A 14,785-nucleotide genomic window follows, 5' to 3' on the forward strand; every position below is an offset into this window, starting at 1 on the left:
CTCTTGACGCGCTGTAGATCCAAAAAAGAAACAGGCACCTTCGGGGTTTTTCTGGCATAGTTCCATGGTTGTTTGAAATTGAAAAAAACAATAGGGCGTTTGTGACCCTACAGGAGTGAGACATGATTATCGGTGTTCCTAAGGAGATTAAGATTTCTGAAAACCGTGTTGGTATCACAGAAGCTGGTGTTCGCCAGTACGTGAAAGAAGGCCACACAGTGATCGTAGAAAAAGATGCTGGCGTAGGTTCTGGCATCAGCAATGAACAGTATGAAAAAGCGGGTGCGAAGGTCATCGACACAAAAAAAGAAGTGTATGCGAAAGCAGACATGATTCAGAAAGTGAAAGAACCACTTCCTGATGAATATGAGTTGATGAAAGAAAATCAAATCCTTTACACCTACCTTCATTTGGCGGCGGAACCGAAGCTGACAAAAGTTCTTTGTGAACGCAAAGTAAAGGCGATTGCCTATGAAACCATCCAGTTGGATAACAACTCGTTGCCTCTTTTGACTCCTATGTCTGAAGTGGCAGGCCGTATGGCAACTCAAATCGGCGCCTTCTACCTGCAAAAAGATCATGGTGGAAAAGGGATTTTGATGGGTGGTGTGACGGGCGTAAAACCTGCGAAAGTGACGATCATCGGTGGTGGTGTTGTGGGAACGAACGCAGCGAAAATGGCCGTGGGCCTTGGCGCAAGCGTAACTATCCTTGATGTGAACACAGCTCGTTTGGAATACCTTGATGATATCTTCCAAGGTCGTTGTATGACATTGTACTCCAACGCTAAAAACATTGAAGAGTCTGTGAAGGACTCAGACCTTGTCATCGGTGGCGTATTGATCACCGGCCATAAGGCTCCAACTCTTGTCTCTAAAGAGATGATCTCTTCTATGAGCAAAGGCTCTGTTGTTGTAGACGTTGCCGTGGATCAAGGCGGTTGTATTGAGACATGTCGTCCAACATCTCACCAACAACCAACCTATGAAGTTGATGGCGTCATCCATTATTGCGTACCTAACATGCCTGGTGTGGTTCCTAGAACTTCTACTTATGCATTGACGAACGTCACTGCGAAGTACGGCTCTATGTTGGCGGCGATGGGTGTTGAAGATGCGATTGCAAAATCTCCCGCTCTCTTCAAAGGTTTGAACGTTTACGGTGGCCATGTTTGTTATGAACCTGTCGCCCGTGACCTTCACATGGAATACAAACCTTACAAAGGTTAATTCTTAACTCGATAGAGTAAAAACTTGAACCCGCATCTCGCAAGGATGCGGGTTTTTTTATTGGAACCCACGGTCTCGCGTGGGGAATAAAACAAAGACAAAAAAGAAACAGAGCTTGTGTTGACAAGTGTAGAGGGGCAACGAAAACTGGACCCACCATGTGGAGGAATCATGTTGAAGCATTTGGTGTTACTTCTTTCCTTTTCAACCTTCGTCGCCGTACATGCCTCTCAGGCACCGCAGGCCCCCAAAGAGCAGCAACCCACTCCTGCCAGTCCTCCCTTGGGTTCTTGGAATATCGATAAGTCAGCTGTGTCGATTTCTGGCGTGTCATCCGGGGCTTTCATGGCGGTCCAAATGGGCGTGGCCTACTCGCGTGAATTTATGGCCGTCGCCAGTGTGGCTGGCGGTATCTATTGGTGCTCAGAGGGCGACCCGCAAAAAGCAAAAAGCGTGTGCATGGGAAAACCTCAAGAAGTGGACTCTCAAGTACAGATAGCTAAGGCACGTGACTTGGCGTCTCAACAGAGCATTGATCCCGTGGGTGCGTTGTCGCGACAAAATATTTACATCTTTGCTAGTCCCAAAGACAGCGTCATCCATCCTGCAAACTCAGAAAAGCTGAGTGAGTTTTATGGTGCCTTCATTGCTCCGACAAAAATTAAAATTGAAACAAGTCTTGAATCGGCGCATGGATTTCCCACTTTGAATTCAGGCATTTCCTGCGGCATGGGTTTTTTGCCGTGGATTCTGAAATGCAACTTTGATTTGGCCGGGGAGATTCTTCAGTCCGCCTATGGCACTTTGCAGCCGCGTGGGGATTTTATACCCCAACATCTGATGAAGTATTCTCAGGCCGAATTTGGAGACGAGAAAACGCCTTTATTTAAAGACGCCTGGGTGTATGTTCCTGAGACTTGCGCCCAAGGGGCCCGCTGCCGTTTGCATGTGGCATTGCATGGCTGCCAGATGAACCCTGACTTTATTCAAGATAAGTTTGCGACGATCGCAGGATACAATGAGTGGGCTGAAACCAACGGTATTGTCGTTCTTTATCCTCAGTCCGCAAAGATTCCCAAAGATAATCCTTACGCTTGCTGGGATTGGTTTGGATTTACCGGTCCCGATTACATGACCAAGTCTGGCACGCAGATGAGTGCTCTCAAAAAAATGATTGAAAAAGTCATTCGCTAGATAAATTAAAATCGCGCCGACTGTTCAAGCCAGAGATTGCCCCAGTCCTCGGTTCTTATTAGCGGTATACGAGCCTGTTTGAGGCGATATTCTACGGCGCTGTGGGGATGGTGGTAGCGTCCCCATCGGGCCGAACTAATGCCTATTTTTAGATGAGGCAAAGCCTTTAAGAGTTCTGCTGAGGTGCTGGTTTGACTGCCGTGATGTCCAAGGATCAGAGTTTCGCTTTTTTGAACCCACCAGTTGTGAAGCCATTTTCTTTCTTCAGAGATCGGCGAGTCCCCTGGAAGAAGAATCTTTTGAAACGCCAGAACATGACTTTGGGTGTTGCTGCTTTTTTTATTCAGAGAGCTCCAGCGAAAAAGCTCCTTTGCGTGAGGTGGAAGTTTGCAGGAGGCGAAGGATTTGAGTAAGTGCATTTTCTTGGGCGAGGACTTTCCATGGGGAGCCACGGCTACGCAAAGACTTTTTTCCAGGGGCGAGCGTTTCCAAACAGCCAGGGCCCCGATGTGATCCCAGTCCCAATGACTGAAGAATGCGAAGTTGTCTTTGTCTTTGCATTGGGTGGAAATCTTTCTCCACGGAAAATATTCTCCGCCCATGTCAAAATGTAAACAGGCCGAGGCGGAAATCGCCGTCACCCACTGGCCCTGTCCGACATTCCAAACGACAACATAGCTTCTGGCGGGAACGTGATGTGTGATGCTCGCGCTGAAGGTGATCAGCGTAAAAATGAAAAGCCTCACTGGGAATCCCTCCCTTGCCAAAGACGGAGGCGCAGAAAATGAAAAATAATATGCCAGCTAAAGATCCACCCCCACAGAGTTCCTATTGTGGGGGTGACGCCTTTTTTTAGTTCGATAGGTTCAGAAAGAAGCGGCAGGACGCGAATGAAAAAGTCCATCGCAAAATCAAATACAAAGGTGAGAGAGTTCAATGCGGTCACAATAAATCCCAACGGCAAAAGAATGTACGACACGACCGGAGCTAAAAATAAATTATAGATGACACTGAGGGGGTGAAGGCTGCCAAGGCCCCACAGCGGGGCACTCATAAAAAGGAAGATTGATATCTGTGAGACGAAGGCGCGCACCCAGGAGCTTTGAATGCGCAGTAGGGAGGGCCAGCAAAGAGCTAAAGCGGCACACCAACTCATGAGAAAAGAGAGGGAGTTCCACCAAGCGGGAAATAGAGTCAGAACTCCAAAACCTGTGAGAGCGACAATAAGATCATTGGGAAAGGGAAGGGATTTTCGTAGCAAAAGAATTCGGACACCCAGTCCACAAAGAGCTCGCACGGCAGGAGCTTGCCAGCCCACCAAAAGAGAATAAATCCCCAAGAATAGAAATCTTAAATAGACTGGAATTTTTAAAATGCTTAAGAGTTCATCAATCAGAAGAAGATGCGAACCAGAGACGACAAAGATGTGAATCAAAGATGTTTTGCTCAAATCAATCTTCAATTCTTGATCTGTGATTTTTTCACCACAGACTAAAGATGCTAAAGAAGCGTGATGCTTTGCTCTTGTTGGAAGAATCTGTAAACACTTTTCGTGAAAATGCTCTGACATCATTGATGTGTTTTTCAGCAAAACATCGGAACTCGGAATGCTTAAGGTGAATGCAAGGAGGAGGAGAATGACCATATTTTTAGATACTTAGCAAATTTCATAACGCACCTAATTTCTAAAATACTCTGTCGCCAGGTCCGCGCGTCTTGTGAGGGCGGATTTTAAGATCTGAAATTTCGAAGATGAATTACAAGGCATTAATGTTTTAAAATATAATAAAAACAAATACTTAAGCTGTGTGCAAAATGTAAGCAAATCGCTGAAACCCTTGAAAATGAACAGGTCCAAGGTCTAGTATTACAATAACTCAACATTTTATGTGGATAACTCCTGCTTGTTTGCACTTCTCAATGCGTGTCATACTGGAAAAAGATTAAGAGGTGTCGAGAGATGAAGCAACTTAGACTATTAGCGGCAACGGTCCTTTTAAGTGTGCCTTTTGGTGTTTTAGCAAAGCCAACCCAGGCATCGAGTAAGTCCTCAGTGAAAGACTTAAATCAACAAGCTCTGCTTGTAGAGCTTACGGGGAAGGATCTTTCTAAAGAAAATGACATCGCCTTATATGCTGAAATGGTGAGCGCTTATCAGAATGATGATGAAATTGCTTTTAAGAGTCGTCTGCAAAGTTTGCTAACACGTTTTCCGCAAAGCTCCTATGCAGACAATGCGCTGTTTTTAGCGGGCCGTATGGCCGTGGATCACAATAATTTTGCAGAAGCGATCAAGTACTTTGCGCAAGTTGAAAAAGAGTATCCTCGCAGCAATAAGGTGGTCGCTGCAAAGTTTGCGAAAGCGATGACGTATAAAAAAATGAACCTTCCAGAGTTTGCCTTGCGAACTTTGAAAGAAGTCCGCGCGAAGTATCCGGGAAGCCCTGAATCCTTCCGCGCCGATGTTGAACTCAAGATGATTAAATAAGTACTCACTGCAAGGATGCAAGAGTGATGAACAAAAAGTTCTCTGTTATGTTAGCCCTTATTTTTTGTGCTCTCCTGGCTCAAGCGCAGGATGTGCCTCCGGATTCAAATTGGGAATCGGATCCTTTGGATGTTCTGGAGCCGCAGAAGCAAGAGGTGGTTGAACCAACAGTGCCGGAGTTTACGGAGATCCCAGAGCCTGGCAAAGAGGTTGTAAAGCCGGCTCCAAAACTGACGGAGCCCGCGTTGCTAGAGCCGACTCCGGTTGCGCCTCCGACGGTGCCGACGGAATCAGCCGCGACGGCAACGACTTATGGGGGGGATGATCCGGATTACTCGAAGGAATCTGAATTTCATCGAATTTATAAAACGTATAACGAAGAGCCCACACCTGTGGAGGCGTGGGAAAAAGCCGCAGGCACTCGCCAGTCTGAAGTGTATCAGGTTCAAAAAGGGGATACCTTGTCAGGTATTTCCGGCACGTTCTTTGGTGATCCGTTCTTTTGGCCAAAAGTTTGGTCTTTGAATCAAGGACAAATTCAAAATCCCCACGAAATTGAGCCGGGCCTGAGTGTGCAGTTCTTCCCAGGAAGTATGGAGGAAGCACCAACATTGGCGGTGGCGCCACAGGAAGAGAAAACTGAAAAGGCAGAGGGCAAGAAGACGGTCGACGTGCCTGTAGGTACGCTGCCACAAGCGAAGAAAAGAACACCTCTATTGAAGTCACTTCCTCAAAGTCTTCCGCAGTATCGTATGGGAGCCGTTCCGAAGTCGGGCATGGAGATTCAAATTGGAGTCGCAAAAACGCGTTTCCCAGTCGCCTTGGAGTATCTTGAATATTATATCAGTGATGCAAAAATGCAGGGCGTGGGGGTCGTCACGGCCACGGAAATGAATATGAAGACGGCCGGAGACTATCAGTATATCTATGTTCGCTTGGATGGTCCTGCGGGCAAAGAGTTCGTCGCACAAAAGAATGTATCGGAAATTCAAGATCCGTTGCATGAAAAACGCAAAGGTCACATGGTTGAGATTCAGGGTGAAATTGAAATCATTGAGCCCGTGAATGATCAAAAGAATGTGTATCGTGCGATCGTTAAGAAAGCCATTCAACCTGTAGAAGTGGGGTCCATCCTGACTCCGGGAAAACTTCCTATGATTGACCCCTCCATCGGGACGTTGAGTTCGGGCGTAGGTGCGAAGATCATGGGTGGGCAGTTTGATAAAAAACGCAGCCTCTTTGGTTCTAACAGTTTGGTGTTCCTGGATGCGGGAGTGAATCAGGGTCTTCAAGAGGGTCAGTCTTTGCCTATTTTTGCGGACGAACGAAATCGCAACAAAAAAAGCGAGGCCGTGATTAATGATCGAGTGATTGGTTCGGTAAAAATCGTGCGAGCCTCGTTGAACTTCGCCACAGGATATGTGACCAAAGCGACGGATGATATTTTGCTGGGTGACTATGTCGGTAAATCGGTGGTTCATGCTTTCCGAGAGCAACCGGCTGCTTCCAAGGTTGAAGCCCCCGCGGAAGATTTTGAAAAAGATTTCGAGAGCGCGCCTGCCGAGGCTCCCGCTCCGGATTCCGGATCGGACGATTCTGATTTAGATCTTTAGAAGAGACTCAAAAGGCCCCGCAGATTGCAGGGCCTTTGAGTATGAACGACTTATATTCCTTATCTCAATTAATCAAAAGCCATCCTCTCTATACAATTCAAAGAGACGAAATCCATCACCTCTATCGAACCTTAGGGCAGCAAAAGCAGCTTCATGCCGAAGGTCTTCTGTGTGAGTTGAAGGAAAGAATCCCCGAGCTGTTTGAAGCTCTTCAGAAAAACCATGTTCTCTTTAAAAAGCACTGTGAAGAAAGTCTGCAGTTGCGACTGCAGGGAGTGCAGTTGGTCTGTTATGGCGAAGAACTGTTTCCTTCGTCTTGCTATTGGATGGCGGATCCTCCTTTGACATTAAGCTATCTTGGAGCAACGGCCTGGTTGAATGAGCGAACCTTGTCGGTGGTGGGAAGTCGGGAGCCCTCTTTTGAGTCCGTGCAATGGATGGAAAAGGAATTCGCGCCGTTTTGTGAAAGCGAAAAACCTTGTGTGGTCAGTGGTGGGGCTCGTGGGGTGGATCAGAAGTCTCATTCGATCGCTCTGCGAAAAAACACGACGACGATCGTGGTGCTGCCGTCAGGTCTTCAATCCATGTATCCAGACAGTCTTAAAGAGTGGGTTGCTCCTATCTTGAATGGTGGAGGGTGCTTTCTGAGTGAGTATGCCTTTGCGCAAAAGATGCACAAGCATCTGTTTCATCATCGCAATCGTTTGATTGCGGCTTTAGGGCAGGCCAGCTTGCTGGTTGAGGCACGGCGACGAAGTGGGACGCTAATCACTGCGCAACAAGCCCTGCAGTTGGGAAGGCCGGTGTGGGTTGTGCCCGGGCATCCACAAGATCCGCACTTTTCTGGAAGTCTTGATTTGCTCATGGAGGGCGCGTTATTGATTCGCGATGCCCAAGATTTATCCATGTACTTTACTTCTGAGTTGCAGCATAAAAAGACGGATCCAGCAGGGGTAGTGATGTCAAAACAAGTGCCGCACTACCTATAGTGGCCCCTCTAAGTTGCCAAAATTCTTAAGAAAAAAATGAAATGATCTAAAAAAATCTTTTGCATGGTCGAGGGATTGCCCCTACCATTTGATTTAAGGGAGGGGCGATGTGGTCAAGGATGACCGTGGTAGTATGGATGCTACTGCATCGCTCTAATTTTTTAGTCGCCGCCCTTAGTTCCAATTTCTTCTTAAAGATTCCAAACCTAAAGCTCCAAAAATAAGATTCGGTGCCCAGATTGCGAGTGCTACAGGCATGGAGCCATTGCGAGCCATTCCTTCGGCTGCGACATAAAGAATCCAGTAAAAAATAATCAAACCGATGCAAACAATCATGCCTCCGGCTTTGGCTGCACGGCGATTTGTGGTGGTGCCCAGGCCAACTCCGATCAACGCAAAGACTAAGCAGAGGACGGCAATGGCCCAGCGCTTGTGAAGCTCCGTGCGCAGTGTGCGCTCCATTTCAGGATCCTTGATGTCCTCCTTAAGTCGATTGCGAACCTCCTCCAGGGTCAGAGATTGCGGAGATTTCGCTTTTTCCTCAAGGTTCAGAGGTTCGGAAAAATGCACGTCGTAGGTATCAAAGCTGATTTTAGTGTGAGTTTTGGCTTGGCGATGAATCTCTCCAGATTTTAAGCGCAGAAGGACCTCGTGTCCCGGGCGTTCCGGGTCAGGAATGATTTGTCCTTCCTTAGAGATAATGGTTAGCGGGACGTCTCCGGTTTTTTCGTCGTAGATAAAAACATTTTTTAAAAGCCCTTTATCGGAATTGACCTCGTTGGCGTAAACCACCATGTCGAAAAATCCTTCAGAGAAAGTACCTTCTTTAATAACCGCTCCCGCCTTGGTGTTGGCCAAGCGCGAGTAGAGAACTTCGAATTGGCGATTTCCCCACGGAGCGATGTTGAATGACATCTGCGCAGAAATGATTCCGACAAAAGTTGCTAAGATAACGGCGGGGAGTAGAAGAGTCCCCATGGGGAGCCCGGAGGCTTTAAGAGCGACAATCTCGGAGTCCTGACTGAGGCGTCCATAGGTGAGTAGGACTGAAAATAACAACGCCATTGGAAAGAGAATCGGGAGTAAAGATATGACGATATAGCCAATAATCTGGGCAATCGTCTTTAAGGTGACTCCGTGAACCAAAGCGAACTCCGTTAGGCGGAGAACTTGGAACATCAATATGATTGAGATGAAGACCAATAATCCCAAAATAAAGCTGGGAAGCATCTCAAAGAAGATATACTGGGCGGCTTTTTTTCCGTGAAAGATACTCAAAAACAAGTCTCCATGTGAGATTTAATTGTAGACTGTCCAAGGAGCAGAGTCATCGCGTCCATTGTCCAGTTGAAGCCTTATTGACCCTATAGATTCCTTATCCGACAATAATGTTATGAACAAGATTCTTTTGGTTTATGAGGATTACGCAGACTTGATGTCCGTAGAGGGAACTCTTAAAAAAGTGGGCTTCGACGTCATCGGTCTTTCGAGCGAATATTCAATGGCGGAACAGGTTTTGGCGTTCAATCCGGATCTTGTTGTTGGTGCGGGGCGTGGTGGTAAGGTCAGTTCCCTGGGAGTCGGGAAGCGTCTTAAAGAGATGCATCGCTGGCAAGGGAAAGCTGTGCTTATTTTTCCGGCAAATTTTAAGCCCAACCCGCAAGATCTTATTCGTATCCGGGTCGATATGATCTTGGAGTCTCCAGTTCCGCCGGTTCGTTTGGTTCAAGTTATTGGAAAGATCTTAGGGCATGACGAAGCGGTTTTGTTGGAGCGTTTAAATAAGGCGATGCACGTTGAGAGTCCCCAAAAGACGGCGTCCGGGGCTCCAGGGGGAGTGGGCGGAAAATACTCTCCCGAGGATGAAGCGATATACGTCAAGGGCTCTGTTGCGGGTGAAGGTGAGTCTGATGAGGCTTCTTTACGCTCTGAAAGAATTCATGAAAACTCTGAAGAGTTTCTCTTAAGTGATGAAGAACAACAGGAAAAACCTTCTTTCAGATTCGGAGATCGTGTTTCTGAAGCAACTAAAGAAGCGTCTCTTGCAGGAGACTCTTCCGAGGCTTTTCCTGATGTCGATTTAAAGTCTTTAGAACGAGAACTTTTAGGGGGAGGCGTTCCCGAAGTGGAGCGTGTGGAGGTTTCCCCTGTTGATGAACAAACGACCGTGGAGCCGGAACAACCCATGGATGAGATCGTAGCGCGGGCTCGCCAGGAGTTAGAAAAGTCCCAGGAAGGCTTGAAAGATCGAGTTGCCAAGTACAGCGCTCTGGTTTCAGATGTGAAAGTTTCTCCAAAAAGTACGCTGACTCGAGTTGAAACCCGTCGTCGGCAGCGCCAATTGGCAAGTGACTGGGATAGTCAAAATATCGAAGATTTGGACAAGTTACGCCAAGAGTTTACCAAGGCTCTGTTTAAAAAATAATTGCTACTCTGCCACCTTGACGATAGACGTATTGGCGTTCAAATTAAGAGAAGATTACGGAGGCCATTCATGGGCACATATACTAAGCCAGTCACTGACAGTTCCTTTGAAACAGAAGTATTGAATTCTTCAACACCCGTCCTAGTGGATTTCTGGGCAGAGTGGTGCGGACCTTGTCGTGCTTTGGCTCCTAAATTGGAAGAGGTCGCTCAAGAGTTGGGCGCGAAAGTTAAAATTGTAAAGGTCAACGTGGACGAGAACCCTGGCACTCCTGGAAAATACGGCATTCGTGGTATTCCAGCGATGTTGCTTTTCAAAGGTGGAAGTGAAATCGGTCAGTTGGTAGGGAATCATCCTAAAGATGCGATCTTGGATTTCCTCAATAAGAACGTTTAAGCCGCGTTTGTTTATTACAATTAAATTTTAGAAATGGGAGTTTTATCTAAACTCCCATTTTTTTTTGCCATTTATTTGGACATCGTTGTTGTCTTTGAAATAAGATACTCTTGTATTACAACAAGGTTGTGTTTATGTCATTAGAGGTTCATATCAGTCAGTCTTTGTCTCCTGTGGAGGACGAAAAATTTAAGTCTTTAGCTCAACGTCTGTCGATGCTCTTGGCGACAGAGGGGATCTATATCAAAGGTTACCTTGAGGGCCTCCCTTATTTCTCTCGGTTGACAGAAGAAAAGAAGAAGTCAGTTAATCAAAGTTTGAGTTTCTATTGTGAGCTCTGCCGTGAACAAATGAGTGAGGGGTACACCTTGAGTGATGGACCGTCATTTTTGTGGCGGGCTTTAGGGAAGTTGGGACTGATTCCGCGCTCGGATCTTTTTCAGCATTTTGATAAAGAGGCGGTGATCGAGATCTACTCGAATGAAAGTGTGCAACTTTTTAGAAATTTAAACTTCTTTAAGTATTGTTCCTACAGTCTGGAAGAGCTGCATGCCAAAGAGTGGTGGTTTAATTACGACCGTGATCCAAAGATCACAGAAATTATTTACGATTATGCGGCGAAGGTTTTTAGCGGCGAGTTGAAAGAAAACTTTATTCCCCAGGTTCCAGTGCATGTTGTGAAAGAGATCGACTCTCAAGATCGACTGGTTATGGAAGTGCAGTTTGGAGTGATGGGCCCTTTATTCAAGAATAAAAGGCCGGTCGCGGTGATCGTGACGGAGATTCCCCGAGTTCTTGATAACTAGGGGATATCCTAGAAATCCACCGATGGAAAAGCGGCTTTTAAGCCGCTTTTGTTTTTTTGTCAGTCGCCATTGCTAAGGCCTGTTGGCAGATGTCCCAATACAAAGAATAAGTCAGTTTCAGATTTTCCTGAATCAACTTTTGTTGCTCCAAAGGCAGCTTTTGAACTCTTTCGATCGCATCGCGAACGTGTTCGATGTCTGCGTCAGAGTGTACTTTAAGGAAGCTGATGGATTTAGGACCATGGATCTTTTCAATTTTCTCAGCGAGCTTGGGGCCATAGTCGCAAGCCAGGCTTTCTAAGAAAAGGATGTAGCCAAAGAAGGCCAAAGGGTGGACGTGTTCAATCCAGTAGTATTGCGTTTGGTAAAAGGCTTGGGTGCTGGCGAACTCTGGGAAATCGGCGATGTTGCGACCAAAGGCCTTCATGTCAGCAACAGGAAGATTCTCGTGACCTTTTTCTTCTGCGCAGTGTTTTAGAAATCTGTAGTGCATGGAGTTGTCTTCCACAGGAATATTAGCGCCGGTTAAAGCCAGCAGGCGAGTGGAGTGACGGATGTAGTAGCAGGCTTGAGCTAACCAAGCCGCATAGAAGTCTTTGTTTTCCCAGGGAGCTTCCTCCATAAGAAATTTCCCGGTTTTTTCAACGTAGGTATTGAGTGAATCAAAGATGGTTGGATTGTTTTTCATAGTATTTTCTCCTTATAGGATTGGTTATTTTTTTAGGATGCTTTTCTGTTTGGTACTTCGTAGGTAAAGGGCTGGGCTCCGGTTTCGATACGAGAATGCCAAAGGCCTTCAACATATTGAGCCGTCGTGCTGTTTTTGAATTTGCGCTGAGTTTGTTTGGGGAAGATCACCACGGCGCAGGGGTAGTTCATTTTGAGAATGGGCTCTTGCACTTCAATGGCCTCAAGATTTTTGCAAACCTGCAGAACTTTCACATCAGTGCGCGGAGTTCCCATGATGATGTCCGCGGGGGATTGATCCATCAACTTCAAACCCAAGCCAATCAAAACCTCTGTCCAGAGAATGGGAGAATGATTCTTTCGCCAATTCGGCAGAACATTCAGATACTCGATGCTGATGAGTCGAGGCTGGCGATCGCGCAGAAGTTTTTGAGGTGTTTCGGGCGAAAGGGCTTTGATATAGTGATGATCTAAAGACGAGTTGAGGCGCAGATCAAACATGGTCATCGTGGAGAGGCCTACAACTTCGTTGTTATAGGTGATTGCGCCGATCAGATCGTTTCTAAAAAAATCATCAGGATCTAACTTTCCTCCGGCGCTTTCCACAACTTCAGTGAAAGAGATCTTCCATGTTTCATAAACCTGGTTGAACTTATCAAGATGCGCGTCCGCGACGAAATGAGGACTGAAAAGATAATATTTGAAGCCCAACATGGCGACCTCCGTAAAAGCCAGAAGCTTTTCGGAGAAAAAGTGAGAAGATAAATAGAAAAATTGATTTAACTAAAAGATTTAATGTTTAGGGCCTTTGGGGAAGTATTTTCAGAATACTGAGCTTTTATTCGATTTGTTGAAGGTGTAAATTTTTTTTGAAGACGGACGAAGAGGAGGCAAGATCTCCTCTTCGTTTAGTTAGATGCGACGACCATATTTGAATTGTCTGAGATCTTTGCGTAAAGAGCCTTATAGTTTTTCATGACGCGAGTATTGTACTCCGCAGGCTTAAGGTTTTTCGCAAGAAGGCGGCGGACGTTGCGTGGACCCATATTGTACGCGCTTACGTACTTAAGGGCAGTGCCATTAAATTTACCGCGCAAGTAGTTCATGTAGGCCAAACCGATGCGGATGTTCGCAGAAGGATTTTCCAAGGTCTTCTTGCCATTCCATGAAAGACCATATTTTTTTGCAATCCACTCGGCAGTGTCGGGTTTGATTTGCATAAGGCCAATCTCACCAAAGCGACCCAAAGCTAAGGGGTTGAACTTGCTTTCTGTTTTAATCACCGCCAGTACGAAGACGGGATCTAGATGATACTTTGTACTTTCGGCGATCACGGTGCGAGTGATATTGCGAGCCTGAGCTTTCCATTTAGGAGCCAAAGAGTTTTGAACCTTCTTATGGATCATCTCGTTCATAGAACGTTTGCCTTCAAAGCGTTGAGCATCGCTTCCGCGATAGTGAACTCCTAGAAGTTCTTTAGCGTGAGCGACGCGAGCCGCTTCGTTCACACTTTCGATAGAGGGAACTGCAGGCTTGTTCCAGCTAAAGAAATCGAAGTTATTGTAAAGAACCGACGTGAGCGTTGCGGTAGCAATGGCGAGTCCGATTTTGAGATGTTTCGTTTTCATATCCGCGACCTCCTGTTGCTAAGAGGTAAGTTCAAGGGTCGTGCCGAAAACTTAAGTGTGCGGAATGAAAGAGTTCTTATAATGAATCACCCCCTAAAGCCAACTCTTTGGAGCTGGCTTTAGGGGGTGTCAACCAATGTATAGACAATGTCTGATAAGTAGTTAGTCGAATTAAGACGTCTTCTTAATTTGAGACGATCAATTCTAGAACAGATATCTGCGGTAAGCGACGCTCGAAATAATTCCTAGGCCGGCCATGGTGGTCAACATGCTGGAGCCGCCATAAGAAAGCAGAGGAAGGGGGACTCCGACGATAGGTAAGAGACCGATCACCATGCCGATATTGACGAACATATGCCAGAAAACATAACACAGAACTCCCACGGTCAAGAGAGCTCCAAACTTATCCCGTGCATTGGTGGCGATGCGAATGCCCGTGATAAAAAGAAAACAGAATAAACCAATCACGGCGATTGAACCGACAAATCCATGCTCTTCGCTTAGAACAGAATAGATAAAGTCAGTATGCCGTTCGGGAAGAAATTCCAGTTGAGACTGAGTACCCTTCATGAACCCCTTGCCAAAGAAGCGTCCTGAACCCACCGCAATCTTAGATTGAATGCTGTTGTACCCCGTTCCGCGAGGGTCACTTGTCGGAGAGAGAAAGGTGAGGATACGATTTTTTTGGTAGTCATGAAGAACGAACTTCCATGCCACAGGAAGGGCAATGATTCCGAGAACAATCGCCGAAGCTATAATAATTCTTTTAACTTTAGCAAAGATGACCATCGAGCCTCCGATGGCCGCCAACATCATGGCAGTCCCTAAGTCAGGCTGTTCGACGACGAAAACAAAGGGGATTCCGAGCACAATCAGGGGAGTGAACATCTCCTTAAAACCCATGCCCGAGCCCAGAGTGTTTCGAGTGGAAAGAATCTTGGCCATCAACATGATCAGTGCCAGCTTCATTGTCTCTGAAGGTTGGTACCTAAAGAATCCCAGGTCGATCCAACGTTGAGCTCCGAGGGCGACCTTCCCGAAGAAGGTCACGTAGATGATGGCACCCAGGTTGAGGACGTAGATGACCAGGGCAATGCGACTGACAATGGAGTAGTCCAGCAGAGTCACGACTAAAAACACCGTCCAACCCACGATAAGCCACATAATTTGAGAAATAAATAATGAAGCGACGTCCGTGGATGTCGGGCCGTGAGTGGCGCTGTAAAGATTGATCAAGCCAATCACGTTCAAGGCTAGAATCACGATAATAAGGTTGATATCTAATTTTTTGAAGAGAGTTCTTTCTTCAACATGGAGGGAAGTAAACACT

General features: G+C 46.4%; 15 protein-coding genes. 8 read left to right on the forward strand and 7 right to left on the reverse strand.

The genetic code is table 11. The annotated features are described in order from the left end of the window. Positions 1 to 122: 122 nt before the first annotated feature. Both ald and ACM64D_RS04130 read left to right on the forward strand, forming a co-directional pair. Positions 123 to 1,229, forward strand: coding sequence for an alanine dehydrogenase (ald, locus tag ACM64D_RS04125; RefSeq protein WP_415061916.1), 1,107 nt, complete (start codon positions 123 to 125; stop codon positions 1,227 to 1,229). Between the two features lie 171 nt (positions 1,230 to 1,400). Next, complete coding sequence (locus ACM64D_RS04130; RefSeq protein WP_415061917.1) at positions 1,401 to 2,423, forward strand: PHB depolymerase family esterase; 1,023 nt, start codon at positions 1,401 to 1,403, stop codon at positions 2,421 to 2,423. Positions 2,424 to 2,428: 5 nt separating this feature from the next. On the opposite strand, the gene ACM64D_RS04135 is transcribed toward ACM64D_RS04130, so the two are convergent. Continuing rightward, positions 2,429 to 3,169, reverse strand: a complete 741-nt coding sequence (locus tag ACM64D_RS04135; protein WP_415061918.1) for a ComEC/Rec2 family competence protein — start codon at positions 3,167 to 3,169, stop codon at positions 2,429 to 2,431. Continuing rightward, positions 3,166 to 3,996: a ComEC/Rec2 family competence protein gene (locus tag ACM64D_RS04140; protein ID WP_415061919.1), complete on the reverse strand. Its 831-nt coding sequence runs from the start codon at positions 3,994 to 3,996 to the stop codon at positions 3,166 to 3,168. The genes ACM64D_RS04135 and ACM64D_RS04140 overlap by 4 nt, the downstream gene beginning before the upstream one ends. A 387-nt stretch (positions 3,997 to 4,383) precedes the next feature. Between ACM64D_RS04140 and ACM64D_RS04145 the strand changes: the two genes are divergently transcribed. The 3 genes from ACM64D_RS04145 to ACM64D_RS04155 are packed head-to-tail and all read left to right on the forward strand — an operon-like array spanning position 4,384 to position 7,513. Beyond that, complete coding sequence (locus ACM64D_RS04145) at positions 4,384 to 4,911, forward strand: tetratricopeptide repeat protein (RefSeq protein WP_415061920.1); 528 nt, start codon at positions 4,384 to 4,386, stop codon at positions 4,909 to 4,911. Between the two features lie 26 nt (positions 4,912 to 4,937). Beyond that, positions 4,938 to 6,524, forward strand: a complete 1,587-nt coding sequence (locus ACM64D_RS04150; RefSeq protein WP_415061921.1) for a LysM peptidoglycan-binding domain-containing protein — start codon at positions 4,938 to 4,940, stop codon at positions 6,522 to 6,524. 41 nt (positions 6,525 to 6,565) lie between these two features. Continuing rightward, positions 6,566 to 7,513: a DNA-processing protein DprA gene (locus ACM64D_RS04155; protein ID WP_415061922.1), complete on the forward strand. Its 948-nt coding sequence runs from the start codon at positions 6,566 to 6,568 to the stop codon at positions 7,511 to 7,513. 174 nt (positions 7,514 to 7,687) lie between these two features. Here the strand turns inward: ACM64D_RS04155 and lptF are convergent, their stop codons facing one another. Then, a complete protein-coding gene (gene lptF, locus ACM64D_RS04160; RefSeq protein WP_415061923.1) occupies positions 7,688 to 8,791 on the reverse strand; it encodes an LPS export ABC transporter permease LptF in 1,104 nt (367 codons plus the stop codon). A 115-nt stretch (positions 8,792 to 8,906) separates the two neighbouring features. Between lptF and ACM64D_RS04165 the strand changes: the two genes are divergently transcribed. The 3 genes from ACM64D_RS04165 to ACM64D_RS04175 all read left to right on the forward strand — a co-directional run bounded on the left by ACM64D_RS04165 (position 8,907) and on the right by ACM64D_RS04175 (position 11,140). After that, positions 8,907 to 9,938, forward strand: a complete 1,032-nt coding sequence (locus tag ACM64D_RS04165; RefSeq protein WP_415061924.1) for a hypothetical protein — start codon at positions 8,907 to 8,909, stop codon at positions 9,936 to 9,938. A gap of 69 nt (positions 9,939 to 10,007) precedes the next feature. Then, entirely contained in the window at positions 10,008 to 10,334 is a 327-nt protein-coding gene (trxA, locus tag ACM64D_RS04170) for a thioredoxin (protein WP_415061925.1), read from the forward strand. Positions 10,335 to 10,462: 128 nt separating this feature from the next. After that, on the forward strand, positions 10,463 to 11,140 hold the full coding sequence (locus ACM64D_RS04175; protein ID WP_415061926.1) for a hypothetical protein: 678 nt from the start codon (positions 10,463 to 10,465) through the stop codon (positions 11,138 to 11,140). 37 nt (positions 11,141 to 11,177) lie between these two features. On the opposite strand, the gene ACM64D_RS04180 is transcribed toward ACM64D_RS04175, so the two are convergent. The 4 genes from ACM64D_RS04180 to rodA all read right to left on the reverse strand — a co-directional run bounded on the left by ACM64D_RS04180 (position 11,178) and on the right by rodA (position 14,784). Further along, positions 11,178 to 11,828 carry an iron-containing redox enzyme family protein gene (locus ACM64D_RS04180; RefSeq protein ID WP_415061927.1) on the reverse strand — a complete coding sequence of 217 codons (651 nt, stop codon included), beginning with the start codon at positions 11,826 to 11,828 and terminating at the stop codon, positions 11,178 to 11,180. 32 nt (positions 11,829 to 11,860) lie between these two features. Next, complete coding sequence (locus ACM64D_RS04185; RefSeq protein ID WP_415061928.1) at positions 11,861 to 12,541, reverse strand: hypothetical protein; 681 nt, start codon at positions 12,539 to 12,541, stop codon at positions 11,861 to 11,863. 194 nt (positions 12,542 to 12,735) lie between these two features. Further along, positions 12,736 to 13,455 (reverse strand): lytic transglycosylase domain-containing protein, encoded by a 720-nt coding sequence (locus tag ACM64D_RS04190; protein WP_415061929.1) that lies wholly within the window; start codon positions 13,453 to 13,455, stop codon positions 12,736 to 12,738. 204 nt (positions 13,456 to 13,659) lie between these two features. Next, complete coding sequence (gene rodA / locus ACM64D_RS04195; protein WP_415061930.1) at positions 13,660 to 14,784, reverse strand: rod shape-determining protein RodA; 1,125 nt, start codon at positions 14,782 to 14,784, stop codon at positions 13,660 to 13,662. Position 14,785: the final 1 nt, after the last annotated feature.

The sequence above is a fragment of the Bdellovibrio sp. genome (genome assembly GCF_047637665.1).
In the GTDB taxonomy this organism is placed as follows: Bacteria; Bdellovibrionota; Bdellovibrionia; order Bdellovibrionales; family Bdellovibrionaceae; genus Bdellovibrio.